Here is a 25,722-nt window from a genome sequence, read left to right on the forward strand (position 1 = left end):
GCTCCAGGGGCTTCTGGGGTCCCTGAGACGCCCGGGGTGACGCCCGGAGCCGCCGAAAACCCCGCAGGACCGGTCTCCGGCTCCCTCTCCGGCCCTCTCGCCGCCCCTGCCACCGGCCCGTCCGCCGAATCTCCCGCCGCCCCCACCACCGCGCCCGCGCCCCCGCCCGCGACCGCACCGCCGACCGAGCCCTCCGGCACCCCCGGCACCCCCGCCGGCCCTGGCGCCCCAGCCGTCCCCGGCGCCCCTGCTGCCCCCGGCACCCCCGGTCGTGGGATCGCCGCGCTCTCGCTCCCGTACCAGATCGCGGCGGCGCTGGCGCTGGCCGTGGTCGCGGTGGTCGCGGTCGTCCACATCGCGATGGTGTTCCTGCACGTCGCGCCGTCCAATACGGTCACGAAGCAGCACGGCAAGGTCGTTGACGACTGGATCTATCCCGAGTTCGAACAGAACTGGAAGCTTTTCGCGCCCAACCCGTTGCAGCAGAACATCTCCGTGCAGGCCCGGGCCGAGATCCGGCTGCCGGACGGGAAGCGCAGGACGACCGACTGGATCGACCTGACCGCCCAGGACGCCTCCGGCATCCAGGGCAACCCGCTGCCGAGCCACACCCAGCAGAACGAACTGCGCCGGGGATGGGAGTTCTTCATCAACTCCCACTCCGACGACAACAAGCCGAACGGCCTGCGCGGCGAACTCTCCGACCGCTACATCCACCGGATCGTGATGCTCCGCCTCGGCGCGCACCGCGACGGCGGCACGGTCGAGCGCGTACAGGTCAGGTCCGTGACGAAGTCCGTGAAGGTTCCGGCGTGGAGTGACGAGAAGATCGACACCCGGCCCTACTACCGGGTCGTCCCCTGGTGGACCGTTACCCCGGCCGATCTCCCGGCGGGCGCGGGCGACACACGTACGGAGGCGAGCCGATGAGCGGATCGACGGGCGGACCGACGACGTCCGCATGGAACGCCGTCCCGGCGGACGCCCCGGATGCCGCAGCCGCGCCGGAGCAGGCACCCGGACGCACGGCCGCCCCGGCCGCCGACGGGCAGGACGCGAACGGGCAGGTAGCGCAGGGGCAGGACGCGAACGGGCCGGGCCCGGGCGGACCCGGCGTCGAGACCAAAGCCGCGCAGGCCCTGCGCAAGGTCACCGGCGCCGCCCTCGGCCCGTACCAGAGCGCCGTCGTGCGGATCGGGTTCTCCGCGACCTGGCTGCTCTTCCTGCTGCGCGAACTGCCGCACCGCCGCGAGCTGTACGGGCCCGACGGGCCGTGGAGCTGGGACATGGCGAGGCAACTGGTCGCCGGCAACCACGCCTTCACCGCGCTTCTGTGGACGGACAGCACGGTCTGGTTCGAGATCGTGTACGCCCTCGCCGTGCTCGCCAGCGCCCTGCTGCTGCTCGGCTGGCGCACCCGCACCATGTCCGTGCTGTTCATGGTGGGCGTGCTGTCGCTGCAGAATCGGTCCGTCTTCATGGGGGACGGCGGCGACAACGTCGTCCATCTGATGGCGATCTATCTGGTGCTCACCCGCTGCGGCCAGGTCTGGTCGCTGGACGCCCGGCGCCTTCGGCGGGCCGCCGCCCGTACCGCCGCGACCGGGCAGCCGGTGGTCGACCGCGTGGGGCCCGCGCTGTGGTCGGTGCTGGGCGCGGCGCTCGCCGTGATCACGCTGCGCGGGGACATGAGCGGCGGCTGGCTGCTGGTCTTCTGGGGCCTGTGGGTGGCGCACGGCCTGTGGTGGGCGGCCGGACGCAGCCCCCAGGGCGAGCCCCGCGCCCTGCTCGACGTGGTTTCCAACCTGGCGCACAACGCCACCATGGTCGTGATCATGGCGGAGGTGTGCCTGATCTACGCGACCGCAGGCTGGTACAAGATCCAGGGCTCGCGCTGGCAGGACGGCACCGCGCTGTACTACCCGCTGCACCTGGACTACTTCTCGCCGTGGCCCGCGCTCTCCGACATCCTCGGCGGCAGCGGTCTCATCGTCATGCTGCTCACCTATGGAACGGTCGCCGTGCAGGTGGCGTTCCCGTTCACCCTCTTCAATCGGCGGGTCAAGAACGTCCTGCTGGCGCTGATGATGATGGAGCACGCCGGGATCGCCCTGCTGCTCGGGCTGCCGTTCTTCTCGCTGGCGATGATCGCGGCCGACGCGGTCTTCCTGCCGACGGGCTTCCTGCGCTGGCTGGGCGGTCGCTGCGCGCGCGTACGGGAGCGGGTGGTGTCGCGGGTGCCCGGACGGCGCCGTATGGACGAGGAGCGGCGGCCCCGTACGCTCGTGGCGTGAGCAGCGAGACCAGCCCAAGCCCCACCCCCTCCGCCGAGGCCGCCGCGGACCAGCCGTCCGCGGCGGCGGAGCCGCTTCAGTACGACGACGGCTACGCGCCCGAGGTGGGTGTCGGCCCGCACCCGCTGCCCTGGCCGCAGGGCGAGCGCTACGACCCCGAGCTGCTCGCGCACGGTGACCGGCGCAATGTGGTGGACGGCTACCGCTACTGGACGCGCGAGGCGATCGTGGCGGACCTGGATACCCGGCGCCACGACTTCCATGTCGCCGTCGAGAACTGGGGCCACGACTTCAACATCGGCTCCGTCGTGCGGACCGCCAACGCCTTCCTGGCCAAGGAGATCCACATCGTGGGGCGGCGCCGCTGGAACCGGCGCGGCGCCATGGTCACCGACCGCTACCAGCACGTCCGCCACCACCCGGACACCGAGTCGCTGACGGCGTGGGCGGCGGCCGAGGGGCTGCCGATCATCGGGATCGACAATCTGCCCGGCTCGGTGCCGATCGAGCGGACCGAGCTGCCCCGGCGCTGTGTGCTGCTGTTCGGCCAGGAGGGGCCGGGGCTGACCGAGGAGGCGCGCGAGCACGCCTCGGCGGTGTGCTCGATCGCCCAGTTCGGCTCGACGCGGTCCATCAACGCGGGCGCGGCTGCCGCGATCGCCATGCACGCGTGGGTGCAGCGTTACGCCGACATCCCCGACCCCGCGCTCTGACACCGCCCTCTGCCCCTGCCCTGACCCCGTCATGGTCCCGGGCGCTGACCCGGCCTCGCGCTCTGGCCTGGTCCTGGGCTCCGGCCCGGTCCCGCACGCCGGCCCGGCCCCGCGCTCTGGCCCGGCGCTCGTGGAGCGCCGGGCCCGCGGCGGGCGTCAGGCTTGGCGGCGGATCTCCACCGTCCGGAAGCGGTTCGCGACGAACGCCGAGTCGCACAGTGCCGCGTTCGCGGCCGGGTTGCCGCCCGAGCCGTGGAAGTCGGAGAACGCCGCCGTCTGGTTGACGTAGACGCCGCCCGTCAGGTTCAGGGACAGCTGGGCGGACTCCTCCAGACAGACCTCCTCCACGGCCCGCTCCACCTCCTGGGAGGTGGTGTAGGCGCCGACCGTCATGGCGCCCTTGTCCCGCACGGTGCGCCGCAGCAGGTCGAGCGCCCCCGCCGTGGAGTCGACGGCGACCGCGAAGGAGACCGGGCCGAAGCACTCGGAGAGGTAGGCCGCCTCGGCGTCGGGCTTGGCGCCGTCCAGCTTGACGATCACGGGGGTGCGCACCACGGCGTCCGGGAATTCCGGGTTGCTGATCTCCCGGGAGGCCAGGGCGACCTCGCCGAGCCCGGCCGCGGCCTCCAGGCGGGCCTTCACGTCCGGGTTGACCAGGGCGCCCAGCAGCGCGTTGGCGCGCGCGTCGTCGCCGAGCAGGCCGCCCACCGAGGCGGCGAGGTCGGCCACCACCTCGTCGTAGGACTTGTCGCCCGCGTCCGTGCTGATGCCGTCGCGGGGGATCAGCAGGTTCTGCGGGGTGGTGCACATCTGGCCGCTGTACAGCGACAGCGAGAAGGCCAGGTTGGAGAGCATGCCCTTGTAGTCGTCGGTGGAGTCGACGACGACCGTGTTGACGCCCGCCTTCTCCGTGTAGACCTGCGCCTGGCGGGCGTTGGTCTCCAGCCAGTCGCCGAACTCCGTCGACCCCGTGTAGTCGATGATCTTGATTTCGGGGCGGACGGCCAGCTTCTTGGCGATGCCCTCACCGGGCCGCTCGGCGGCCAGCGCCACCAGGTTCGGGTCGAAGCCGGCCTCGGCGAGGACCGTGCGGGCGATCTGGACGGTGAGGGCGAGGGGCAGCACCGCGCGCGGGTGGGGCTTGACCAGGACCGGGTTGCCGGTGGCGAGCGAGGCGAACAGGCCCGGGTAGCCGTTCCACGTCGGGAAGGTGTTGCAGCCGATCATCAGCGCGATGCCGCGGGCGGCCGGGACGAACGTCTTGGTCAGCTCCAGCGGGTCCCGCTTGCCCTGCGGCTTGGACCAGTGCGCCGCCTCCGCCGGGGTGCGGGTCTGCTCCCGGTAGGCGTACGCCACGGCCTCCAGGCCGCGGTCCTGCGCGTGCGGTCCGCCCGCCTGGAAGGCCATCATGAAAGCCTGGCCGCTGGTGTGCATGACCGCGTGCGCGAGCTCCGGCGTGCGGGCGCCGATGCGGGCCAGGATCTCCAGACAGACCAGGGCCCGCAGCTCGGCCCCGGCGTCCCGCCAGGCGGCCATCCCCGCCTTCATCGCGGGCAGCAGCACCTCAAGGTCGGGGTGCGGGTAGGTGACGCCCAACTCGATGCCGAACGGGGAGACTTCCGCGCCCGTCCAGTCGTCGGTGCCGGGCTGGCCGAGGTCGATACGGGTGTTCAGCAGGGCCTCGAAGGCGGCCTTGCCGTCGTTCTCGTACGCCTTGGGGTGCTCCGGGTGCGGTGACCAGTACGCACGCGTGCGGATCGCTTCCAGGGCCTGGTCGAGCGTGGTCCGGTGGGACTCGGTGAGCTGCTGCGGGCTGAGCTGGGCGGCCATACGGACCAACTCCTCGTCGAGCTGGGCAGGGACGGGCGGACAGAGTTAGAGTAACCGAACGATCGGTCGGTACAAGGGGGTCTGTCGAACCTGTGGACAACCCATCGGGGAGGATCGCGTCATGACCGCCATCGAACAGAGCCCCGCCGTGGGGACGCACCGCGCCGTCGCCGTCGTCGGCACCGGGACCATGGGACAGGGCATCGCCCAGGTGGCCCTGGTGGCCGGGCATCCGGTGCGGCTGTACGACGCCGTGCCGGGCCGTGCGGCCCAGGCCGCCGAGGCCGTCGGCGCCCGCCTCGACCGGCTCGTCGAGAAAGGCCGGATCGCACCGGCCGAGCGCGACGCGGCCCGGGCGCGGCTGCACCCGGCCGGGTCGCTGGCCGAACTCGCGGACGCCGCGCTGGTCGTCGAGGCGGCCCTTGAGCAACTGGACGTCAAGCGGGAGCTGTTCACGGCGCTGGAGGAGATCGTCGCCGAGGACTGTCTGCTCGCGACCAACACCTCCTCCCTCTCGGTGACGGCCATCGCGGGCGCCCTGCGCCGCCCCGGCCGCTTCGTCGGGCTGCACTTCTTCAACCCGGCGCCCCTGCTGCCGCTGGTCGAGGTGGTCTCCGGGTTCGCCACCGACGAGGCCGCCGCCACGCGCGCGTACGAGACGGCCAAGGCCTGGGGCAAGACCCCGGTCCGGTGCACCGACACCCCGGGATTCCTGGTCAACCGCATCGCCCGGCCCTTCTACGCGGAGGCGTTCGCGGTGTACGAGGAGCGCGGCGCGGATCCCGCCACCATCGACGCGGTGCTGCGCGAGAGCGGCGGCTTCGCCATGGGGCCCTTCGAGCTGACCGATCTCATCGGCCAGGACGTCAACGAGGCCGTGACCCGCTCGGTGTGGGAAGCCTTCTTCCACAGCCCCAAGTTCACGCCGTCGCTGTCCCAGCGGCGCCTGGTCGAGTCGGGGCTGCACGGCCGCAAGAGCGGGCGCGGCTGGTTCGCGTACGGGGAGGGTGACGTGCGGCCCGAGCCGCACACCGCGCCGCCCGCCGAGGCCCCCTCGGCCGTCACCGTCGTCGGGGACCTGGGCCCGGCCGCCGAGCTCGTCGCGATGATGCGGGAGGCGGGCATCGAGGTGAAGAGCGTCGAGTCGGGCGGTCCCTACATCGGGCTGCCGGGCGACGGCCAGCTCGTCCCGGCCGACGGGCGCACCTCCGTGGAGTACGCGGACGTCGTCTACTTCGACCTCGCCCTCGACTACCGGGGCGCGACCCGTATCGCGCTCTCCGCGAGCGAGGACACCTCCACGCGCGCGGTGGAGGAGGCCGTGGGCCTGTTCCAGAAGCTCGGCAAGCGGGTCAGCGTCATCGGCGACGTGCCGGGCATGATCGTGGCCCGTACGGTCGCGATGCTCGCCGACCTCGCGGCCGACGCCGTCGCGCGCGGGGTGGCCACCGCCGAGGACGTCGACACCGCGATGCGGCTGGGCGTCAACTACCCGCTGGGGCCCGTCGAGTGGAGCGGCAGGCTCGGCCGGGACTGGGCGTACGACCTGCTGTCGGCGATGGACGAGCGCTGTCCCGGCGGGCGGTACGCGCCCTCCCTCGCGCTTTACCGGCAGTCGTACAGCAACGGCGAGGAGACCGCCTCATGACCACCGCCAAGCGGGACACCTACACCCCCGAGACCCTGCTGACGGTCGCCGTGCGGGTCTTCAACGAGCGCGGTTACGACGGCACATCCATGGAGCACCTCTCCAAGGCGGCCGGCATCTCCAAGTCGTCGATCTACCACCATGTGGCGGGCAAGGAGGAGCTGTTGCGGCGGGCGGTCAGCCGTGCCATCGACGGGCTGTTCGCCGTCCTGGAGGAGCCGGGCGCCACGCGCGGGCGCCCGATCGAGCGGGTCGAGCACGTCACCAGACGTACGGTCGAGGTGCTGATGGCGGAGCTTCCGTACGTCACGCTGCTGCTGCGCGTGCGGGGCAACACCAAGACCGAGCGCTGGGCGATGGAGCGCCGCCGGGAGTTCGACCAGCGGGTCTCGGATCTGCTCAAGGCGGCGGCGGCCGACGGCGACCTCCGCTCCGACGTGGACATACGCCTGGCGACCCGGCTGCTGTTCGGCATGGTGAACTCGCTGGTGGAGTGGTACCGGCCGCAGCGCGACGGCGAGGCGGAGCGCGCCCAGGTCACCGACGCGGTCGTGCGCCTGGCCTTCGACGGGCTGCGCACCCACCCCTGAGCGCCCCGGCCCCGCCGCCGTGGGGCCTGCGGCTCTCGGCCCCGCCGCCGTCGGTCACGGCGTGGCGGGGCCCTGGTCCAGGTCGGTCTCCTCGAAGACCAGCAGGGTGCGGGTGGACAGGACTTCGGGGATCGACTGGAGCTTGGTGAGGACCAGCTCGCGCAGGGCCCGGTTGTCCGGCGAGTGCACCAGGAGCAGGACGTCGAAGTCGCCGCTGACCAGGGCGATGTGGGCGGCTCCCGGCAGGGCCTGGAGCTGCTCGCGCACGGTCCGCCAGGAATTCTGGACGATCTTCAGCGTGATGTACGCGGAGGCGCCCTGGCCTGCCCTTTCGTGGTCCACGCGGGCGCTGAAGCCACGGATCACACCGTCGTCGAGGAGGCGGTTGATCCGGGCGTAGGCGTTGGCGCGCGAGACATGGACCCGCTCGGCCACGGACCTTATCGAGGCGCGTCCGTCGGCCTGCAGCATGCGCAGGATGTCGCGGTCCACGGCGTCCAGCGGCCGTGCTCCGGTGCCCTGGCCCTCGTCGGCCATTTGTTCAGCTGCCATGTCCCCCCGCCTTCCTAGCATGGACGACCTGTCTCCATCTCAGGCTGTGCAGAACCGTTTGTCCACAGGCTCGCGGTGCCTGTAGCCAAAATGCCCTCACGACCGAACAATCGGTAGGTGAGGCGCGTCACACCGTGTGCCTCCTTCCGCCGCTCCCACGAGGAGGTGCTTCGTCATGACGGTCCAAGAGCTGCCCGGTGCCGGTGCCGCCGCCTATCGGCCCACCCCTCCCCCTGCCTGGAGGCCCCGCACCGACCCGGCCCCGCTGCTCCCGGACCCCGAGCCGTACCGCGTGCTCGGCACGGACGCCCCGCTCGACCGCGACCTGATGCTGCGGCTGTACGCGGAGCTGATCCGCGGCCGGCGGTACAACGCGCAGGCCACCGCCCTCACCAAGCAGGGCCGCCTCGCCGTCTACCCGTCCTCCACCGGCCAGGAAGCCTGCGAGGTGGCCGCCGCGCTGGTGCTCCAGGACCAGGACTGGCTCTTCCCGAGCTACCGGGACACCCTTGCCGCCGTGGCCCGCGGCCTCGACCCCGTACAGGCACTTACCCTGCTCCGCGGCGACTGGCACACCGGATACGACCCGCACGAGCACCGCATCGCCCCGCTCTGCACCCCGCTCGCCACCCAGCTGCCGCACGCGGTGGGCCTGGCGCACGCCGCCCGCCTCAAGGGCGACGACGTGGTGGCCCTCGCCATGGTCGGCGACGGCGGCACCAGCGAGGGCGACTTCCACGAGGCGCTGAACTTCGCGGCCGTCTGGCAGGCCCCCGTCGTCTTCCTGGTGCAGAACAACGGGTTCGCGATCTCCGTTCCGCTGGCCAAGCAGACCGCCGCCCCCTCCCTGGCCCACAAGGCCGTGGGGTACGGCATGCCGGGCCGCCTGGTCGACGGCAACGACGCGGCGGCCGTCCACGAGGTGCTGGCCGACGCGGTCGCGCGCGCCCGCCGGGGCGGCGGCCCCACCCTGATCGAGGCCGTCACCTATCGGATCGAGGCGCACACCAACGCCGACGACGCCACCCGCTACCGGGTGGACGCCGAAGTCGAGGCATGGCGCGCACACGACCCGATCCGGATCCTGGAGGCCGAGCTGACCAGCCGCGGATTCCTCGACGACGACGCGAAGCGGGCCGCGGCCGAGGCCGCCGAGACGATGGCCGCCGAACTGCGCGAGCGGATGAACGCGGACGCGGAGCTCGACCCCATGGATCTCTTCGCGCACGTCTACGCCGAGCGGACGGCGCAACTGCGCGAACAGGAAGCCCAGTTGCGGGCCGAGCTGGCGGCGCACGAGGACGAGGAAGCAGAGGGGAACCGATGACCACGGTCGCGGCGAAGCCCGCCACCATGGCGCAGGCGCTGCAGCGCGCCATGCGTGACGCGATGGCCGAGGACCCCTCGGTCCACGTCCTCGGAGAGGACGTGGGCGCCCTCGGCGGCGTCTTCCGCATCACCGACGGCCTCGCCAAGGAGTTCGGCGAGGACCGCTGCACCGACACCCCGCTCGCCGAGGCCGGAATCCTCGGCACGGCCGTCGGCATGGCGATGTACGGGCTGCGGCCCGTGGTGGAGATGCAGTTCGACGCGTTCGCCTACCCGGCGTTCGAGCAGCTCATCAGCCATGTCGCCCGGATGCGCAACCGCACCCGTGGCTCCATGGCGATGCCGCTGGTGGTGCGCGTGCCCTACGGCGGCGGGATTGGCGGGGTCGAGCACCACAGCGACTCCTCCGAGGCGTACTACATGGCCACCCCCGGCCTCCAGGTGGTCACGCCCGCCACCGTCGAGGACGCCTACGGGCTGCTGCGCGCCGCCATCGCCTCCGACGACCCGGTCGTCTTCCTGGAGCCCAAGCGGCTCTACTGGTCGAAGTCCTCGTGGTCGCCGCAGGCGCCCACCGAGGTGCCGCCGATAGGCAAGGCGGTCGTGCGCCGCCCCGGCCGCAGCGCCACGCTCATCACCTACGGCCCGTCCGTCCCGGTCTGTCTGGAGGCGGCCGAGGCGGCCACCGCCGAGGGCTGGGACCTGGAAGTCGTCGACCTGCGCTCGCTGGTGCCCTTCGACGACGAGACGGTCTGCGCCTCCGTGCGGCGCACCGGCCGGGCCGTCGTCGTCCACGAGTCGACCGGCTTCGGCGGTCCCGGCGGCGAGATAGCGGCCCGGGTCACCGAGCGCTGCTTCCACCATCTGGAGGCGCCGGTGCTGCGCGTCGCCGGGTTCGACATCCCCTACCCGCCGCCGATGCTGGAGAAGCACCATCTGCCGGGCGTGGACCGGGTGCTCGACGCGGTGGCGCGGCTCCAGTGGGAGGCGGGGAGCTGATGCCGAAGGTCCTGGAATTCAAGCTGCCGGACCTCGGCGAGGGCCTCACCGAGGCGGAGATCGTGCGCTGGCTGGTGGCGGTGGGCGACGTCGTCGCCATCGACCAGCCGGTGGTCGAGGTGGAGACCGCCAAGGCGATGGTGGAGGTGCCGTGCCCCTACGGGGGCGTGGTGACCGCCCGGTTCGGCGAGGAGGGCAGCGAACTGCCCGTCGGCGCGCCGCTGCTGACGGTTGCCGTGGGCGCGCCGGAGGCCGCCGACGCGGAGTCCTCGGAGTACTCGGGGAACGTGCTGGTGGGATACGGGACGGGTGAGGCGGTGCGACGGCGTCGCCGCGTGCGGCCGGTGCCGGTGGGCGCCCCCTCGCCGTCCCCGGCGCCCGCCGGTGCCGGGGATGCCGCGCGGCCGGCCGGTGGCGCGGCCCTCGCGGAGCCCGCCCCCGTGGCGCAGGACGGTCCGGTGCCGGTCATATCGCCGCTGGTGCGCAAGCTGGCCCGGGAGAACGGGCTGGATCTGCGGGCGCTCGCCGGGTCCGGTCCCGACGGGCTGATCCTGCGCTGCGACGTGGAGTCGGCGCTGCGGGTGGAGGCCGAGCCGGTGCCGGTGCGGGCCGAGCCGATGGCTGCCGCGGCGGTGGCCGGGACCCGGGTGCCGCTGCGCGGGATACGGGGCGCGGTCGCCGACAAACTGGCGCGCAGCCGCAGCGAGATCCCGGACGCCACGTGCTGGGTCGACGCGGACGCCACCGAGCTGATGGCGGCCCGGGCCGCGATGAACGCGGTGGACGGCCCGAAGGTCTCGGTGCTGGCGCTGCTCGCCCGGATCTGCACGGCGGCTCTGGAGCGCTACCCCGAGCTCAACTCGACGGTGGACAGCGCGGCGCGGGAGATCGTGCGGCTGCCCGACGTGCACCTGGGCTTCGCCGCCCAGACCGAGCGCGGCCTGGTCGTGCCGGTCGTGCGGGACGCGCAGGGGCGGGACGCCGCGTCGCTGAGCGAGGAGTTCGCGCGGCTCACCGAGGCGGCCCGGGCCGGGACGCTCACCCCCGCAGACCTGACCGGGGGGACGTTCACGCTCAACAACTACGGGGTGTTCGGGGTCGACGGCTCCACGCCGATCATCAACCATCCCGAGGCGGCGATGCTGGGCGTGGGCCGGATCATGCCCAAGCCGTGGGTGCACCGGGGCGAGCTGTCGGTGCGTCAGGTCGTCCAGCTGTCCCTCACCTTCGACCACCGGGTGTGCGACGGCGGAACGGCGGGCGGCTTCCTGCGGTACGTGGCCGACTGCGTCGAGCAGCCCGCGGTGCTGCTGCGCTCGCTGTAACCGGCGAGGCGGGGCGCAGCCCCGGCCCCCCACAACGGGGCTGCGGCCCGCTGCCGCGCACGGGCGCGTTCTCCGGGCGCGGCCGGGCCGTTCCATACTGCTGGCATGACGACGCCCCATGACGCCATCGTGCTCGCCGGAGGGGCCGCGCGGCGGCTCGGCGGGGCCGACAAGCCCGGGCTGCGCGTGGGCGGCCGAGCGCTCCTCGACCGGGTCCTGGACGCGTGCGCCGGGGCCGGGACCACGGTGGTCGTCGGCGGGCGGCGGGCCACCGCCCGGCCCGTGGTGTGGGCGCGCGAGGAGCCGCCCGGCGGCGGTCCGCTCGCCGCGCTCGGCGCGGGACTGCGCCTCACCGGCGCGCCGACCGTGCTGGCGCTCTCCGCCGACCTGCCCTTCCTCGGCCCGGAGACCGTCGCCGCGCTCCTCGGCGCGCTGGCGTCCGGCGGGCACGAGGGCGTGCTGTGCGTCGACGACGGCGGGCGGGCACAGCCGCTCGTCGCCGTGTACCGGGCCGAGCCGTTGCGCCGTGAGCTCGCCCTGCTCGCCGCCGAGCACGGCGGGCTCGACGGCCTTCCCCTGCGGCTGCTGACCGCCGAACTCGACCTCGCCCACCTCCCCGCACCCCGGCCCCTGGCCTCCTTCGACTGCGACACCTGGGAGGACCTCGCGACGGCCCGGGCCCGAATCAGGGAGCATGGGAACGTGCTGGACGAATGGATCACCGCAGTCAAGGCCGAACTGGGCATCGACCTCGACGTCGACACGCGCGTACTGCTCGACCTGGCCAGGGACGCCGCCCACGGGGTGGCCAGGCCCGCAGCGCCGCTCACGACCTTCCTGGTCGGGTACGCGGCGGCCAAGGCGGGCGGCGAGGGCGCCGATGTCGCCGAGGCGGCGCGCAAGGCGGCGGCCCTCGCGGACCGCTGGGCCGCCGAGAAGGACGAGCTGAACCCATGAGCGGGGCCGAACCGTCCATGGACGCACCGACCCTCGACGACGGGGTGGAGGAGGCGCTCGCCCTCGTGAACGCCCCCGTACCCGCGCCGGGCCAGGGCTCCGAGCCGGGCTCCGGGCCCGCGCGCGGCTCCGGCCGCGCCTCGGGACCCGGCCCCGCGCAGGGCGCCGCCCGCGTTCAGGGGGCGGGCGGCGTGCCCGTGCCCGGCGCGGGCTCCGGGACCCGCCACCGGGCCTCGGCCTGGGGCCGGGCCCGGGACACCGCCGTCGCGGCCGGGCGCCGGGCGCACCGGCGTACCCACCGGGTGCCGCTCGCGCAGGCGCTCGGCCAGGTGCTGGCCGCTCCCCTGGCCGCCCTCACCGACCTGCCGTCCTTCGACACCTCCGCCATGGACGGCTGGGCCGTCGCGGGCCCCGGGCCCTGGCACATCCGGGACGCCGGGGCGCAGGACGGCTCCGGCGTGCTCGCCGGGCAGGGCGCGCCCGTGCCGCTGGCGGACGGGGAGGCCGTGCGGATCGCCACCGGCGCCCGTATCCCCGGCGAGGCGACCGCGGTCATCCGCAGCGAACACGCCCGCACCGACGACGCCAAGGCGCTGCTGTACGCCGAGCGGGACGTCGTCACCGGCCAGGACATCCGGCCGCGCGGACAGGAGTGCCGCTCCGGCGACCGGCTGCTCCCCGAGGCCGCGCTGGTCACCCCGGCGGTGCTGGGGCTGGCGGCGGCGGCCGGATACGACGAGCTGGCCACCGTGGCACGGCCGCGCGTCGAGGTGTTCGTGCTCGGTGACGAACTGCTGGCCGAGGGGCTGCCGCACGAAGGTCTGATCCGGGACGCGCTCGGCCCGATGCTGGGGCCCTGGCTGCGGATGCTGGGCGCGGACGTCGTGGCCACACGGCGGCTCGGGGACGACGCGGAGGTGCTGTTCACGGCCGTCAGCGAGTCCGGGGCCGACGTCGTCGTGACGACGGGCGGCACGGCGGCCGGACCGGTCGACCACGTCCACCCCGTGCTGGGCCGGCTCGGCGCCGAGCTGCTGGTGGACGGGGTCGCCGTACGGCCCGGGCATCCCATGCTGCTGGCCCGGATCAGCTCCGGCAAGCATCTGGTGGGGCTGCCGGGCAATCCGCTGGCGGCCGTCTCCGCGCTGCTCACGCTCGCCGAGCCGCTGCTGCGGGAGCTGGCCGGGCGGGCGGGTGGCGCGCTCTCCGGCGCCGGGTCCCCCGCCCCGCACCCCACCCCGTACACCGCGCCGCTGAGCGAGGGCGTGCACGGGCATCCCTACGACACCCGGCTGGTCCCCGTCGTGCACCGGGGCGACCATGTCGTGCCGCTGCGCTACAACGGTCCGGCGATGCTGCGGGGGATCGCGGCGGCCGACGGGCTCGCGGTGGTCCCGCCGGGCGGGACGGAGGCGGGCGGCGAGGTCGAGGTGCTGGATCTGCCGTGGATGCAACTGGGGGCGGGCGAAGGGTGTTTCACGTGAAACATCGTCCGAAGGCGCCCGGTCGCGTCGGCGGTCCGGCCCATGGGGTGCGGGCCGCCCCACGCGCCGACCCAGGTGGCTGTGCCGGTTCCCTGCTCTCAACTCATGTGTCTGCGGCGGGTGTTTCACGTGAAACATCGCTCGCGGGTGCCAAATCCTGTACTTCCGAACGGTGTTTCACGTGAAACTGCCCGGCCATGACGCCATCGCCCGCCAGGCCGGCGAGAATCTGGTCACCCGTCGTGTGAAGCTGCCGCGCCATGTGGTCGACCGGCCGTTGCTGCAGGTCGGCAAGCGGCTGCTGATGGCGCTCGCCGTGCTGATACTGACCACGTTCATCGTGTGGATCGACCGGAGCGGCTACCACGACAACGCCGATGGCACGCTGGACTTCCTCGATGCCGCCTACTACGCCACCGTCACGCTGTCGACGACCGGCTACGGCGACATCGTTCCGTACAGCGACAGTGCCCGGCTCACCAACATCCTGCTGGTGACGCCGTTGCGCGTGCTCTTTCTGATCATCCTGGTCGGTACGACTCTTGAGGTCCTCACGGAACGGACCCGGGAGGAGTGGCGGCTCAACCGCTGGAAGGCGAACTTGCGAGACCACACTGTTGTCGTCGGCTTCGGGACGAAGGGGCGTTCGGCGATCCAGACGCTGTGCGCGACCGGGCTGAAGAAGGAGCAGGTCGTGGTCGTCGACCCGAGCGCGAAGGTGATCGAGACCGCCAACGCGGAAGGGTTCGTCGGGGTCATCGGGGACGCCACGCGCAGCGACGTGCTGTTGCGGGCGGAGCTCCAGAAGGCCCGGCAGGTCGTCATCGCCACCCAGCGCGACGACACCGCGGTACTGGTCACGCTGACGGCGCGCCAGCTCAACCGCGGGGCGAAGATCGTTGCGGCGGTGCGGGAGGAGGAGAACGCGCCGCTGCTGCGGCAGTCCGGGGCGGACGCCGTCATCACCAGCGCCAGCGCCGCCGGGCGTCTGCTCGGGCTCTCCGTGCTCAGCCCCAGCGCCGGAACGGTGATGGAGGACCTGATCCAGCAGGGCAGTGGGCTCGACCTCGTCGAACGGCCGGTGAAGAAGAGCGAGGTGGGCAAGGGGGTCCGGGAGACCGAGGACCTCATCGTCAGCGTGCTGCGCGGGCACCGGCTGCTCGCGTACGACGACGCGCAGGCCAGCCCGCTCCAGCTGACGGACCGGCTGATCACGATCGTACGGGTGAGCGGGGCGCCCGGGGAGGCGGCCACGCCCTAGGGGCGGTCGCGGAGTAGCGTCGGCCGCATGCATGCGATCACGATTCCTGAGCCGGGTGGTCCCGAAGCGCTGGTGTGGGCCGAGGTGCCCGATGCGGTGGCGGGCGAGGGCGAGGTCCTCGTCGAGGTGACGGCTTCGGCCGTCAACCGTGCGGATGTGCTGCAGCGGCAGGGGCACTACGCGCCGCCGCCGGGGGCGTCGCCGTATCCGGGGCTCGAATGCTCCGGGCGGATCGTCGCGCTGGGGCCCGGGGTGTCCGGGTGGTCCGTGGGCGACGAGGTGTGCGCGCTGCTGAGCGGTGGCGGGTACGCGGAGAAGGTGGCCGTGCCGGCCGGGCAGCTGCTGCCGGTGCCGGAGGGGGTGGAGCTCACCGTGGCCGCCGCGCTGCCGGAGGCCGTGGCCACCGTGTGGTCGAACGTGTTCATGGTTTCTCATCTGCGGCCCGGCGAGACGCTGTTGGTGCACGGGGGTGCGAGCGGGATCGGGACCATGGCGATCCAGCTGGCCAAGGCCGTGGGGGCGAAGGTCGCCGTCACGGCGGGCGGGCCCGAGAAGCTCGCGCGGTGCGCGGAGCTCGGGGCGGACGTGCTGATCGACTACCGCGAGCAGGACTTCGTGGAGGAGGTCCGTGCGGCCACGGGCGGGGCCGGGGCGGATGTCGTGCTCGACATCATCGGGGCGAAGTATCTCGACCGGAACGTGCGGGCGTTGGCGGTCAACGGGCGGCTGGCCGTCATCGGGATGCAGGGCGGGGTCAAGGGCGAGCTCAACCTCGGGGCGCTGATGGCCAAGCGGGCGGCCGTGACGGCGACGACCCTGCGGGGGCGGCCCGCGGCCGAGAAGGCGGCGATCGTGGCGGCCGTTCGGGAGCATGTGTGGCCGCTGGTGGGGGACGGGCGGGTTCGGGCCGTTGTGGACCGGGAAGTGGCGCTGCGGGATGCGGCGGAGGGGCATCGGGTGTTGGAGGGGGGTGGGCATGTGGGGAAGGTGCTGCTGGTGCGGTGACCGGGAGATTTCCCCACCCCGCCCGTTTCCTTAAGCCCTCGGCGGGCGGCCCGGTGGGTGGTTGAGGGGGAGGAGGAGGTCTCCCGGGGGCTGCGCCCCCGGACCCCGGCGGGGGCTTCGCCCCCTGCACCCCGCTGGCCTGCGGCCCTGCATCCCGTTGGGTTCACCAGGTCGGCGCCCCGGCGGGGCCGAGGGGGCGGGTGGCCCGGTGGGTGGTTGAGGGAGAGGAAGGGGTTTCCTGGGGGCTGCGCCCCCGGGCCCCGGCGGGGCTGCGCCCCCGGACCCCCTGGCGGGGCTTCGCCCCTGCACCCCGGCGGGGCTTCGCCCCTGCACCCCACTGGGGTGGTGGGGGCGGCGATTCGAGTGCGGGATGCGTTCGCCGCGCCCTTCGCGGGGCTGCGCCCCCGGACCCCGGCGGGGCTGCGCCCCCGGACCCCGGCGGGGCTGCGCCCCCGGGCCCCGGCGGGGCTGCGCCCCCGGACCCCCTGGCGGGGCTGCGCCCCCGGACCCCCTGGCGGGGCTTCGCCCCTGCACCCCGCTGGGGTGGTGGGGTCGGCGACTTCGGGTGCGGGATGCGTTCGCCGTGGCCTTCGCGGGGCTTCGCCCCTGCACCCCGGCGGGGGCCCCGCTTGCCTGCGGCTCCCCTGTTGCTCAGGGCGCGCCCCGCAGCACTGTGCCCCGGGGAGTTCCCGGGGCACTTGGTGGATCGTTTTCTACAGGTACGGGCCCGAGCGGACTCCGGGGCCGTCTTCCTCGTCGTGGGAGGCGCCGGGAGGGAGTGCCCTGCGCATTTGTTCCAGTTGGGCCCTGGCTGCCATCTGCTGGGCGAACAGGGCTGTCTGGATGCCGTGGAAGAGGCCCTCCAGCCAGCCCACCAACTGGGCCTGGGCGATTCGCAGTTCCGCCTCGGAGGGGATCGCCTCGTCCGTGAAGGGGAGGGAGAGACGCTCCAGTTCCTCGACGAGCTCGGGGGCCAGGCCGTCCTCCAGCTCCTTGACCGACGAAGCGTGGATGTCCTTCAGGCGGACGCGGCTGGCCTCGTCCAGAGGAGCCGCGCGTACTTCTTCCAGTAGCTGCTTGATCATGCTGCCGATGCGCATGACCTTGGCGGGCTGTTCGACCATCTCCGTCACCGGGACCTCGCGCGACTCGTCGTCACCGCCGCCGATGGCCATGCCGTCCTGGCCTACGACCAGGATGTGGGGGCTGTCGGGCGACTGTTCGTTCCTCGGCATCTCCATGCCGTCCATTCTCTCGCACACGTGCCTCACATCACGTTGTGCCCCCGGGGAGACGTGATCCACCCCCTTTGCGGCGAGTGCCGAAGACCGGTTCGGGCGGTCAGGAGCGGCGCAGACGCAGGGCCAGGAAGGCCAGGCCCAGACCGGTCAGGGTCAGGCCCGCGCCCATCGACAGGACGTGGACGCGCAGCTCGTCCGATGGGGTGGAGAGATGCGCGGGGGAGTTCCCGACGGCCGCCGCCGGGACCGGGCTGGGCGAGGCGGGCGGGGGCGGGGAGGAGAAGGCGTCCGCGATGGGCCGCGCCGACTCGTCCGGTACGTAGGGGAGGGTGTCCGGGGGGCGGCCCGGGCGGGCGCGGCCCTCTCCGGCCGGGACGCCCGCGTACCGCTGGTCCAGCGACGGGGTGGGCGGCGGCGTCTCGTCGGCGTACCCGGGCGGGGCCAGGGCCAGCAGGCCCGCGAGCGCGGTGGCCGCGCCGAGTGTCCGGAGCCCTGAACCCATGCCGCCAGCGTCACACGCGGCATGGGGGCGGGCATCTCGGACGGGTCATGCGGGGGATCGTCCCCGCGACGGCTACTGCTGGGGCGGGTTGCCCGAGGACAGCGTCAGGGTGAACTGGGCTTCCTTCGGGTCCACGTCGACGCCCGCCGCCGGGAACTGGGTCACCACCGTGTCCTGGCCCCACTGGCCGTTGTCCACGGTCTCCGTGTTGAGCTTCCAGCCCGCGGCCTGGATGCACGACTTCACCGAGAGGATGTCCTTGTAGGTGAAGTCGGGCGCCTGGACCTTGGAGGGGTCGAGGGCGGACTTCGACGGGCTGGTGCACTTGGTGGTGTCCAGCGTGCGCCCGCGCTCGGGGTCCTTGTGGCCCGCGACGGCCGAGCCCGTGGGCTTGTCGCTGCCCCCCGCACCGTCGTCCTTGTTGAGCGTCAGCGCCGTGATCAGACCGCCGACCGCGAGGAGCGCCACCACGACCGCACCCACGATCACCGGGGTGTTCCGCTTCGAGCCGTTCGAGGAGGAGCCGCCTGTGGCCACCGGGGCGGGGGAGATCGTGTACGGCGGCGGGGTGTGCTGCGCCGGCATCGGGGCCTGCTGCTGCGGATACCCGTACGAGGGCTGCGGCGTCGGGGTCGGCGCCGGGGTCGGCGGGCCGTAGGGGCTGGCCTGGTACGGGGTCTGGACGCTGCCCTGGTAGCCCTGCTGGGCCGAGGGGTCCAGCGGCGGGAAGACCGTCGAGCCGACGCCCTGCCCGCTGGCGGCCGGCGCGCCACCGGTGATCACCGGTGCGGCGCCGGTCTGGCCGGCGGCGGAGATGCGGGCGATCTCGTCGCGCATCGCGGCGGCGCTGGGGAAGCGCTCGTTCGGGTTCTTCTTCAGCGCGCGGGCCACCAGCGCGTCGACGGCCGGCGGGATGGACCGGTTGATCGAGGAGGGCGCGACCGGCTCCTCCTGGACGTGGGCGTAGGCGATGGCCAGCGGGGAGTCCGCGTCGAACGGGATGCGGCCGGTGATCAGCTGGAAGAGCATGATGCCGACCGAGTACAGGTCGGAGCGGGCGTCGACGCCTCGGCCCAGGGCCTGCTCGGGCGACAGGTACTGGGGGGTGCCGACGACCATGCCGGTCTGGGTCATCGAGGTGACGCCGGACTGCATGGCGCGCGCGATGCCGAAGTCCATGACCTTGACCATGCCGCGCTTGGTCACCATCACGTTGCCGGGCTTGATGTCGCGGTGGACCAGGCCCATCTCGTGGCTGACCTCAAGGGCCGCCAGCACGTCGGCGGTCATCTTCAGCGCCTTGTCGGCGGGCATCGCGCCGTACTGCTGGATGTCGCCGTGCAGCACCGAGCCGAGCGGCTGGCCCTCCACGTACTCCATGACGATGTACGGCATGGTCGCGCCGCCCAGCTCGTCCTCACCGGTGTCGAAGACCGACACGATGTTGGTGTGCTGGAGCTTGGCGACGGCCTGCGCCTCGCGGCGGAAGCGCTCGCGGAACGACGCTTCCCGGCCGAGTTCGGTGTGCAGGGTCTTGATCGCGACCTGGCGGTCCAGCGCGGCGTCGTAGGCCAGGTAGACCGAGGCCATGCCGCCCTCGCCGAGGAGGTCGCGCAGCTGGTAGCGCCCGCCCGCGATGGAGCCGCCCGCATAGCGGCCCTGTGCGCCGTCCTGGCTCATGACTGTGCATCCCCCTTGGCCGCGGTGGCCAGCGATGATCCTGCGAATTTTTCGAGCCAAGTCTGCCCGAGGGGTACGACACGTCAAGCCGGGTGCCCGTTCCGTGACCGTACGCGCAAGAAGCGTCTCGTAAGCGTTACAGGAATCTCATGGAATTTGCATCGGTACACGCGGAACCGATTGGATGGCCGGTCCATCCCGGACCGGTGCCCTGTACGAACGCTGTAGCGTGCACTACTGCACAACCGTAAGACCGTAAGGAACCACCGCTGACGCGGCCAGACACGACGGCGAGGACTGATGGCACCCGAACCCGAGGGAAACGGCGCCGGGATGCCCGATGCGCAGGACCACGAGTCGTGGGTCGGCGGACTCGTCGGTGACGGCCGCTACCGGCTGACGCACCGGCTCGGCCGGGGCGGCATGGCGGAGGTCTTCGCGGCGGAGGACGTGCGTCTGGGCCGTACGGTCGCGGTGAAGCTGCTCCGCGCCGATCTCGCCGAGGACCCCGTCTCCAAGGCCCGTTTCACGCGCGAGGCGCAGTCGGTGGCCGGGCTCAACCACCACGCGGTGGTGGCGGTGTACGACTCGGGCGAGGACGTGGTGGGCGGCCGGACCGTCCCCTACATCGTGATGGAGCTGGTCGAGGGCCGCACCATCCGCGATCTGCTGGTGCAGGCCGAGGCGCCGCCGCCGGAGCAGGCGCTGATCATCGTCTCGGGCGTCCTCGAAGCGCTGGCGTACTCGCACCAGCACGGCATCGTGCACCGGGACATCAAGCCCGCCAACGTGATCATCACGCACACCGGTGCCGTGAAGGTGATGGACTTCGGCATCGCGCGCGCCCTGCACGGCGCGCAGTCGACGATGACGCAGACCGGCATGGTCATGGGCACGCCGCAGTACCTGTCGCCCGAGCAGGCGCTGGGCAAGGCCGTCGACCACCGGTCCGACCTGTACGCGACGGGCTGCCTGCTGTACGAACTGCTGGCGCTGCGACCGCCCTTCACCGGTGAGACACCGTTGTCAGTGGTGTACCAGCACGTGCAGGACACCGCGATCCCGCCGTCGCAGGTCTCCGATGTGGCGCCGCCGGAACTCGACGGTCTCGTCATGCGTTCTCTGGCCAAGGACCCGGACGACCGTTTCCAGTCGGCCGAGGAGATGCGCGGCCTGGTCCAGTACGGACTGCAGATGCTCCAGGCGCAGGGCGGCCACACCGGCACCTGGAACACCGGCCCGGTCGAGCTCATGCACGAGGGCGCCCACACCCCGGCGATGGGCATGACCGCGCCGACCACCGCCATGGGCCACCCCGCGCACGGGGAGACCTCGCAGTTCCGCGGCCCGATCCTGCCGCCGATGAACCCGGACGACGGCGGGTACGACGGGGGTTACGGCTCGGGCGGCTACAACACCGGCGGCTACAACGGCAACGGTCGCCGGGCCGGCGGCGGCCGGGGCAAGGTCGTGCTGTTCGTGGTCCTCGCGATCGTCGCGATCGCCGCGGGCGTGGCCTTCGCGATCAACGCGGCCAACAAGAAGGACAGTGGCGGGACGCCGAAGAAGCCGGAGGTCTCCACCAGTCCGTCGCAGTCGCCGTCGGAGCTCTCTCCGTCGCCGGACGACCAGAGCACGCGCGGTCAGGAGCAGCCCTCGACGACGGGCGGCAACCAGGAGCCGTCGCGCAGGCCGTCCCGCAAGCCGCACAAGTCGACGTCGCCGTCGCCCGGCACCAACCAGGGCACCACGACCGGGGCGACCACCGGCGGGACGACGTCGGGCACCGACCAGGGCACGACGTCGGGGACGGACCAGGGCACCACGTCGGGCACCGACCAGGGCACGACGTCCGGGACGACCTCGGGGACGGACCAGGGCACCACGTCCGGGTCCGACCAGGGCACGACGACGGGCACCAGCACCGGGACGACCCAGGGCACCAGCACGGGCACGACGGCCGGGACGAGCGCGGGCGCGAACCAGGGCACCAGCGCGGGTGCGAACGCGGGTCAGAGCGCCGGCGGCAGCACGCCCAAGACGCCCTGACGCGGCGGGCGTTCGCCGCTCAGCCCGCGAACGCCTCGCACACCGCCTCGTACTCCTGGGTCCACCAGACCGCCAGGGCCGACGCCGCAGGGAACTGCGGGTCGGCCCTTCGGTCGTTGAGCTGGTAGCGCCAGCGCAGTATCCAGAAGTCGTTGAGCCGCTCCCACCACACGCGGTGGACGGCGGCGGCGAGCTCCGCCTGGTCCGCGCCGGTGGCGCCCCGGTACGCGCGCGCGTACGCGCGGACCTTGGCCAGGTCCAGTTCGCCGGCCGGGCGTACGAAGAAGATCACGGCGGCGCGGACCGCCTCCTCCGCGCGGGGCTGGACGCCCAGGCGGTCCCAGTCGACGATCGCGGCGGGCTCCTTGCCGCGGTAGAGCAGGTTGAGGGGGTGGAAGTCGCCGTGCACCCAGCCGCCCGCGCGCTGGGCGGGGGGACGGCGGTGGGTGTGCTGTTCCAGCAGGTGGCGGCGTTCGCGCAGTCGGTGCTCGGCGAGTTCGTCGAAGGAGTCGCGGGGGCGGCAGCGGCGGGCGCGGTCGAGGAGGTCGTCGATGAGGACGAAGGTGTCGGCGGGGTCGGCGCTGATGTGGTCGGCGGCCGGGCCGTGGCCCCGCATCACCTCCTCCAGGCAGGTGTGGACCAGGCCGAGGAGCGCGCCGAGGCGGCCGGAGCCGGCCGGGCCGAGCTGGGCGCCGTCGCGGTGGCGGCCGTGGACCCAGGGGTGCAGGGCGTAGCAGCGTCCGCCGAGGACGGTGACGGTGTCGCCGTCGCAGTCCGGTACGGGGGGTGCGACCGGGACGCCGAGCGCCTGCAGGCGGCGGGTGGCGTCGTGCTGGCGGGCGATGGCCTCGTGGTCGCCGTCGAGGTGGTGCTTGAGGAAGAACTCACCGCGGGTGGTGGAGAGGCGGTAGCCGCGGTTGAGGAGGCCCTGGGCGACGGGTTCGCAGGTGAGAGGTTCGCCCAGTGAGGCGTATCGGCGCAGCAGGTCCCTCACGGGCGGGGTTGCATATGAGCGCGGCACGCGCCAGATGTTAGATCACGCGGCGTGGCGCAGGTGTGGCTCTGCGGAATACTCCAACGCATGGACGGTCACGAACTGGGGTTCTATTTCCAGATAGACCGGGTCGAAGGGGGCGCCGTCCACATGGTGGGGCGCCGGGCCGAAGAGGGCCAGCTCCGCCGGGGTGGGGGTGACGGGGTGGGCGGTGCCGGTGAACTGGACCGACCACAGGTCCGTCGCGGCGCCGTCGCCGAGGTTGTCCGCGCCGTACGCGACGACGCTGCCCAGGCACGCCTCGTGGTAGCCGAGGCCGCGGTGCAGGCGCAGCAGGACGCGGCCGTCGGCCACGATGTGGCGGGCGGGGGCCAGGAAGGGGAGGGCGCGCATGCTGGTGGCGATGCGGCCGTACGGGACGCGGCGCAGCAGCTCTATGGCGTGGGGGGCCTCGGGCATGTGTCCACTGTGGGGTGGGCGGGGGGTGGGGGGACAGTGCCGGCGGGCCCGCTGGGCGGGGGCCATAGGTCCTGATTCGCCCCCACCCCGCCCGTTCCCTTAACCCTCCGGGGGTGGGGGGTGAGGGGGAAGGGGGTTTCCCGGGGCTGCGCCCCCGGCCCCCTGGCGGGGGCTGTGGCCCCTGCGCCCCGCTTTGGGGCTGGCGTCCCTTGGGTGGGTGGCTGGAGGTTGAAGGGCCTCTCCCGGGGGCTGCGGCCTTGAACCCCTGGCGGGGCCTGCGGCCCCTGCACCCCGGGCTGGCGCCCTCGGGTGGGTGGCTGGAGGTGGAAGGCGCATCTCCCGGGGGCTGCGCCCCCGAACCCCTGGCGGGGGCTGCGCCCCCGAACCCCTGGCGGGGGCTGCGGCCCCTACGCCCCGCTGCGGGGGCTGCGCCCCTGAAACCCCGGGTGGGGTGCCCTGAGTCCTGGGGTGGGGGTTGGGGGCGAAGGGGTTTCCCGGGGCTTCGCCCCGGACTCCCGGCAGGGCCTGCGGCCCCTGCGCCCCGCTCTGGGGCTTCGCCCCTGGGGCCCCGCTCCGGGGCCGAGCCGCCCCGCCCGGCAAAAAGGGGCCCGCCCGGCCCCACCGTGGGGCCGGGGCGGCACCCCACGTCCCGTCTAGTGCTTCTCCGCCTGGATTCTTGCCACGTATGCCGCCGCCTGGCTGCGGCGTTCCATGCCCAGCTTGGAGAGCAGGGACGATACGTAATTCTTGATCGTCTTTTCCGCCAGGTGCAGGCGTTCGCCGATCACTCGGTTCGTCAGGCCCTCGCCGATCAGGTCGAGGATCTTGCGTTCCTGCTCGGTGAGGTTGGCCAGGCGGTCGTCGCCCTTGGCCGAGCCGCCGTCGCGCAGGCGCTCCAGGACGCGGGCGGTGGCGACCGGGTCGAGCAGGGACTTGCCCGCCGCCACGTCGCGCACGGCCGAAAGCAGTTCGTTGCCGCGGATCGCCTTCAGGACATATCCGGACGCACCCGCCATGATCGCATCGAAGAGGGCCTCGTCATCGGCGAAGGAGGTCAACATCAGACATTTGATGTCCTCGTTCTGCGAGCGGATCTCGCGGCAGACCTCCACACCGCTCCCGTCCGGCAGCCGGACGTCGAGCACGGCCACGTCCGGGCGGGTCGCCGGGATCCTGACCAGGGCATCCGCCACGGTGCCGGCCTCGCCGACCACTTCGATGTCGTCCTCGACGGAGAGCATTTCGTGGACGCCGCGGCGGACCACTTCGTGGTCGTCGAGCAGGAATACGGTGATTTTGCCTGTTTCGCGCACGGAATCAGTCTCACACATTCGCTCTTCCCGTGCCGCAGGTGACCGGGATAACGTGCCGTTGTTCCGGCGGCCTGCAAGGCTGTCATCAGTGCTGTGACCAGTGGTTGTTCCCCGCTTTCTCGATTTACTTGGAAATCCAAGCAAAATCGCAGGTCAAATGGGGTTTCGCAGTAATGCGCAGCACTGGGTAACGTGCCTATGACAGGGCGCTCGCCGGGGCACCTGTCACGCCTGATTCCCGGTGAGGCGCACCCACCCCCGTGCACCGCGACCGGAAGCAGGCGAGGAGCCGCAACTGGCCACACCGGCGAACCCGGGGGCCGGACAGACGGAGGAGCACGCACGTGACCGTGGAGAGCACTGCCGCGCGCAAACCGCGACGCAGCAGCAAGCGCACCGGTAGCAGCGCCGGGAAGGCTGTCGCCGACCCCCAGCTCGTACAGCTGCTGACGCCCGAGGGCCAGCGGGTCGAGCACCCTGACTACGACGTTGACCTGACCCCCGAAGAGCTGCGCGGGCTCTACCGCGACATGGTGCTGACCCGGCGCTTCGACGCCGAGGCCACCGCCCTGCAGCGCCAGGGCGAGCTGGGCCTGTGGGCCTCGCTGCTCGGCCAGGAGGCCGCCCAGATCGGCTCCGGCCGCGCCCTGCGCGACGACGACTACGTGTTCCCCACCTACCGCGAGCACGGCGTGGCCTGGTGCCGCGGGGTCGACCCCACGAACCTGCTGGGCATGTTCCGTGGCGTCAACCACGGCGGCTGGGATCCCAACAGCAACAATTTCCATCTGTACACGATCGTCATCGGCTCGCAGACGCTGCACGCCACCGGTTACGCCATGGGTGTGGCCAAGGACGGCGCGGACTCGGCCGTGATCGCGTACTTCGGTGACGGCGCCTCCAGCCAGGGCGACGTCGCGGAGTCGTTCACCTTCTCCGCCGTCTACAACGCCCCGGTCGTCTTCTTCTGCCAGAACAACCAGTGGGCGATCTCCGAGCCGACCGAGAAGCAGACCCGGGTGCCGCTCTACCAGCGCGCCCAGGGCTACGGCTTCCCCGGCGTCCGGGTCGACGGCAACGACGTGCTGGCGTGTCTGGCGGTGACCCGGTCCGCCCTGGAGCGGGCGCGGCGCGGCGAGGGCCCGACCCTGGTCGAGGCGTTCACGTACCGGATGGGCGCGCACACCACCTCCGACGACCCGACGAAGTACCGGGCCGACGAGGAGCGCGAGGCGTGGGAGGCGAAGGACCCGATCCTGCGCCTGAAGACCTACCTCGCCAACGAGGGGCACGCCGACGAGGCGTTCTTCGCCTCCCTGGAGGAGGAGTCGGAGACGCTCGGCAAGCGGGTCCGCGAGGCGGTGCGGGCGATGCCCGACCCCGACCGGATGGCGATCTTCGAGAACATCTACGCCGACGGGCACGCGCTCGTCGACGAGGAGCGGGCCCAGTTCGCGGCCTACCAGGCGTCCTTCGCCGACGGGGAGGGCAAGTAGC

General features: G+C 72.8%; 22 protein-coding genes. 14 read left to right on the forward strand and 8 right to left on the reverse strand.

The annotated features are described in order from the left end of the window. Positions 1-36: 36 nt before the first annotated feature. The 3 genes from AB5J87_RS18375 to AB5J87_RS18385 all read left to right on the forward strand — a co-directional run bounded on the left by AB5J87_RS18375 (position 37) and on the right by AB5J87_RS18385 (position 3,007). The gene (locus AB5J87_RS18375; protein WP_369377860.1) at positions 37-930 is read left to right on the forward strand and encodes a DUF5819 family protein; all 894 of its coding nucleotides are present in this window, start codon (positions 37-39) and stop codon (positions 928-930) included. Next, positions 927-2,294 (forward strand): HTTM domain-containing protein, encoded by a 1,368-nt coding sequence (locus AB5J87_RS18380; RefSeq protein ID WP_369377862.1) that lies wholly within the window; start codon positions 927-929, stop codon positions 2,292-2,294. Before AB5J87_RS18375 ends, AB5J87_RS18380 begins: the two co-directional genes overlap by 4 nt. A 104-nt stretch (positions 2,295-2,398) precedes the next feature. After that, positions 2,399-3,007: a TrmH family RNA methyltransferase gene (locus AB5J87_RS18385; protein ID WP_369383577.1), complete on the forward strand. Its 609-nt coding sequence runs from the start codon at positions 2,399-2,401 to the stop codon at positions 3,005-3,007. A gap of 156 nt (positions 3,008-3,163) precedes the next feature. Here the strand turns inward: AB5J87_RS18385 and paaN are convergent, their stop codons facing one another. Next, positions 3,164-4,837: a phenylacetic acid degradation protein PaaN gene (gene paaN / locus AB5J87_RS18390; RefSeq protein ID WP_369377863.1), complete on the reverse strand. Its 1,674-nt coding sequence runs from the start codon at positions 4,835-4,837 to the stop codon at positions 3,164-3,166. A 121-nt stretch (positions 4,838-4,958) separates the two neighbouring features. On the opposite strand from paaN, the gene AB5J87_RS18395 reads away from it, so the two are divergent. Together AB5J87_RS18395 and AB5J87_RS18400 are read left to right on the forward strand one after the other, a co-directional pair. Then, positions 4,959-6,485: a 3-hydroxyacyl-CoA dehydrogenase gene (locus tag AB5J87_RS18395; protein ID WP_369377865.1), complete on the forward strand. Its 1,527-nt coding sequence runs from the start codon at positions 4,959-4,961 to the stop codon at positions 6,483-6,485. Further along, the gene (locus AB5J87_RS18400) at positions 6,482-7,075 is read left to right on the forward strand and encodes a TetR/AcrR family transcriptional regulator (RefSeq protein WP_369377867.1); all 594 of its coding nucleotides are present in this window, start codon (positions 6,482-6,484) and stop codon (positions 7,073-7,075) included. Before AB5J87_RS18395 ends, AB5J87_RS18400 begins: the two co-directional genes overlap by 4 nt. A gap of 54 nt (positions 7,076-7,129) precedes the next feature. On the opposite strand, the gene AB5J87_RS18405 is transcribed toward AB5J87_RS18400, so the two are convergent. Next, positions 7,130-7,627 (reverse strand): Lrp/AsnC family transcriptional regulator, encoded by a 498-nt coding sequence (locus AB5J87_RS18405; protein ID WP_369377868.1) that lies wholly within the window; start codon positions 7,625-7,627, stop codon positions 7,130-7,132. Positions 7,628-7,802: 175 nt separating this feature from the next. Here AB5J87_RS18405 and pdhA (AB5J87_RS18410) point away from each other — a divergent pair, with 175 nt between their 5' ends. The 7 genes from pdhA (AB5J87_RS18410) (at position 7,803) to AB5J87_RS18440 (ending at position 15,987) form a co-directional block, all read left to right on the forward strand. Beyond that, positions 7,803-8,954, forward strand: coding sequence for a pyruvate dehydrogenase (acetyl-transferring) E1 component subunit alpha (gene pdhA / locus AB5J87_RS18410; RefSeq protein WP_369377869.1), 1,152 nt, complete (start codon positions 7,803-7,805; stop codon positions 8,952-8,954). After that, positions 8,951-9,955 (forward strand): alpha-ketoacid dehydrogenase subunit beta, encoded by a 1,005-nt coding sequence (locus AB5J87_RS18415; protein WP_369377870.1) that lies wholly within the window; start codon positions 8,951-8,953, stop codon positions 9,953-9,955. Before pdhA (AB5J87_RS18410) ends, AB5J87_RS18415 begins: the two co-directional genes overlap by 4 nt. Further along, positions 9,955-11,280 (forward strand): dihydrolipoamide acetyltransferase family protein, encoded by a 1,326-nt coding sequence (locus AB5J87_RS18420; RefSeq protein ID WP_369377872.1) that lies wholly within the window; start codon positions 9,955-9,957, stop codon positions 11,278-11,280. Before AB5J87_RS18415 ends, AB5J87_RS18420 begins: the two co-directional genes overlap by 1 nt. Positions 11,281-11,385: 105 nt before the next feature. Next, positions 11,386-12,237 carry an NTP transferase domain-containing protein gene (locus tag AB5J87_RS18425; protein ID WP_369377873.1) on the forward strand — a complete coding sequence of 284 codons (852 nt, stop codon included), beginning with the start codon at positions 11,386-11,388 and terminating at the stop codon, positions 12,235-12,237. After that, positions 12,234-13,721: a molybdopterin-binding protein gene (locus AB5J87_RS18430; protein WP_369377874.1), complete on the forward strand. Its 1,488-nt coding sequence runs from the start codon at positions 12,234-12,236 to the stop codon at positions 13,719-13,721. Before AB5J87_RS18425 ends, AB5J87_RS18430 begins: the two co-directional genes overlap by 4 nt. A 181-nt stretch (positions 13,722-13,902) precedes the next feature. Beyond that, on the forward strand, positions 13,903-14,982 hold the full coding sequence (locus tag AB5J87_RS18435) for a TrkA family potassium uptake protein (protein WP_369377875.1): 1,080 nt from the start codon (positions 13,903-13,905) through the stop codon (positions 14,980-14,982). A 27-nt stretch (positions 14,983-15,009) separates the two neighbouring features. Beyond that, positions 15,010-15,987, forward strand: a complete 978-nt coding sequence (locus tag AB5J87_RS18440; protein WP_369377877.1) for an NAD(P)H-quinone oxidoreductase — start codon at positions 15,010-15,012, stop codon at positions 15,985-15,987. Between the two features lie 713 nt (positions 15,988-16,700). Here the strand turns inward: AB5J87_RS18440 and AB5J87_RS18445 are convergent. From AB5J87_RS18445 to AB5J87_RS18455, 3 genes are all read right to left on the reverse strand, one after another. Beyond that, positions 16,701-17,228 (reverse strand): bacterial proteasome activator family protein, encoded by a 528-nt coding sequence (locus AB5J87_RS18445; RefSeq protein ID WP_369377878.1) that lies wholly within the window; start codon positions 17,226-17,228, stop codon positions 16,701-16,703. A 100-nt stretch (positions 17,229-17,328) separates the two neighbouring features. Next, entirely contained in the window at positions 17,329-17,730 is a 402-nt protein-coding gene (locus tag AB5J87_RS18450; protein WP_369377880.1) for a hypothetical protein, read from the reverse strand. Between the two features lie 72 nt (positions 17,731-17,802). Continuing rightward, complete coding sequence (locus AB5J87_RS18455; RefSeq protein ID WP_369377881.1) at positions 17,803-19,410, reverse strand: protein kinase; 1,608 nt, start codon at positions 19,408-19,410, stop codon at positions 17,803-17,805. A gap of 300 nt (positions 19,411-19,710) precedes the next feature. Between AB5J87_RS18455 and AB5J87_RS18460 the strand changes: the two genes are divergently transcribed. Further along, complete coding sequence (locus AB5J87_RS18460) at positions 19,711-21,459, forward strand: protein kinase (RefSeq protein ID WP_369377882.1); 1,749 nt, start codon at positions 19,711-19,713, stop codon at positions 21,457-21,459. Between the two features lie 19 nt (positions 21,460-21,478). On the opposite strand, the gene AB5J87_RS18465 is transcribed toward AB5J87_RS18460, so the two are convergent. From AB5J87_RS18465 to AB5J87_RS18475, 3 genes are all read right to left on the reverse strand, one after another. Beyond that, positions 21,479-22,480: a phosphotransferase gene (locus AB5J87_RS18465; protein WP_369377883.1), complete on the reverse strand. Its 1,002-nt coding sequence runs from the start codon at positions 22,478-22,480 to the stop codon at positions 21,479-21,481. A gap of 15 nt (positions 22,481-22,495) precedes the next feature. Then, positions 22,496-22,912 (reverse strand): pyridoxamine 5'-phosphate oxidase family protein, encoded by a 417-nt coding sequence (locus tag AB5J87_RS18470; RefSeq protein ID WP_369377885.1) that lies wholly within the window; start codon positions 22,910-22,912, stop codon positions 22,496-22,498. A gap of 653 nt (positions 22,913-23,565) precedes the next feature. After that, on the reverse strand, positions 23,566-24,225 hold the full coding sequence (locus AB5J87_RS18475; protein WP_369377887.1) for a response regulator: 660 nt from the start codon (positions 24,223-24,225) through the stop codon (positions 23,566-23,568). A gap of 344 nt (positions 24,226-24,569) precedes the next feature. On the opposite strand from AB5J87_RS18475, the gene pdhA (AB5J87_RS18480) reads away from it, so the two are divergent. Continuing rightward, the gene (pdhA, locus tag AB5J87_RS18480) at positions 24,570-25,721 is read left to right on the forward strand and encodes a pyruvate dehydrogenase (acetyl-transferring) E1 component subunit alpha (protein WP_369377888.1); all 1,152 of its coding nucleotides are present in this window, start codon (positions 24,570-24,572) and stop codon (positions 25,719-25,721) included. The last annotated feature ends 1 nt before the right edge of the window (position 25,722 follow it).

Origin of the sequence: Streptomyces sp. cg36 (genome assembly GCF_041080675.1) — a bacterium.
Classification (GTDB): Bacteria; Actinomycetota; Actinomycetes; order Streptomycetales; family Streptomycetaceae; genus Streptomyces.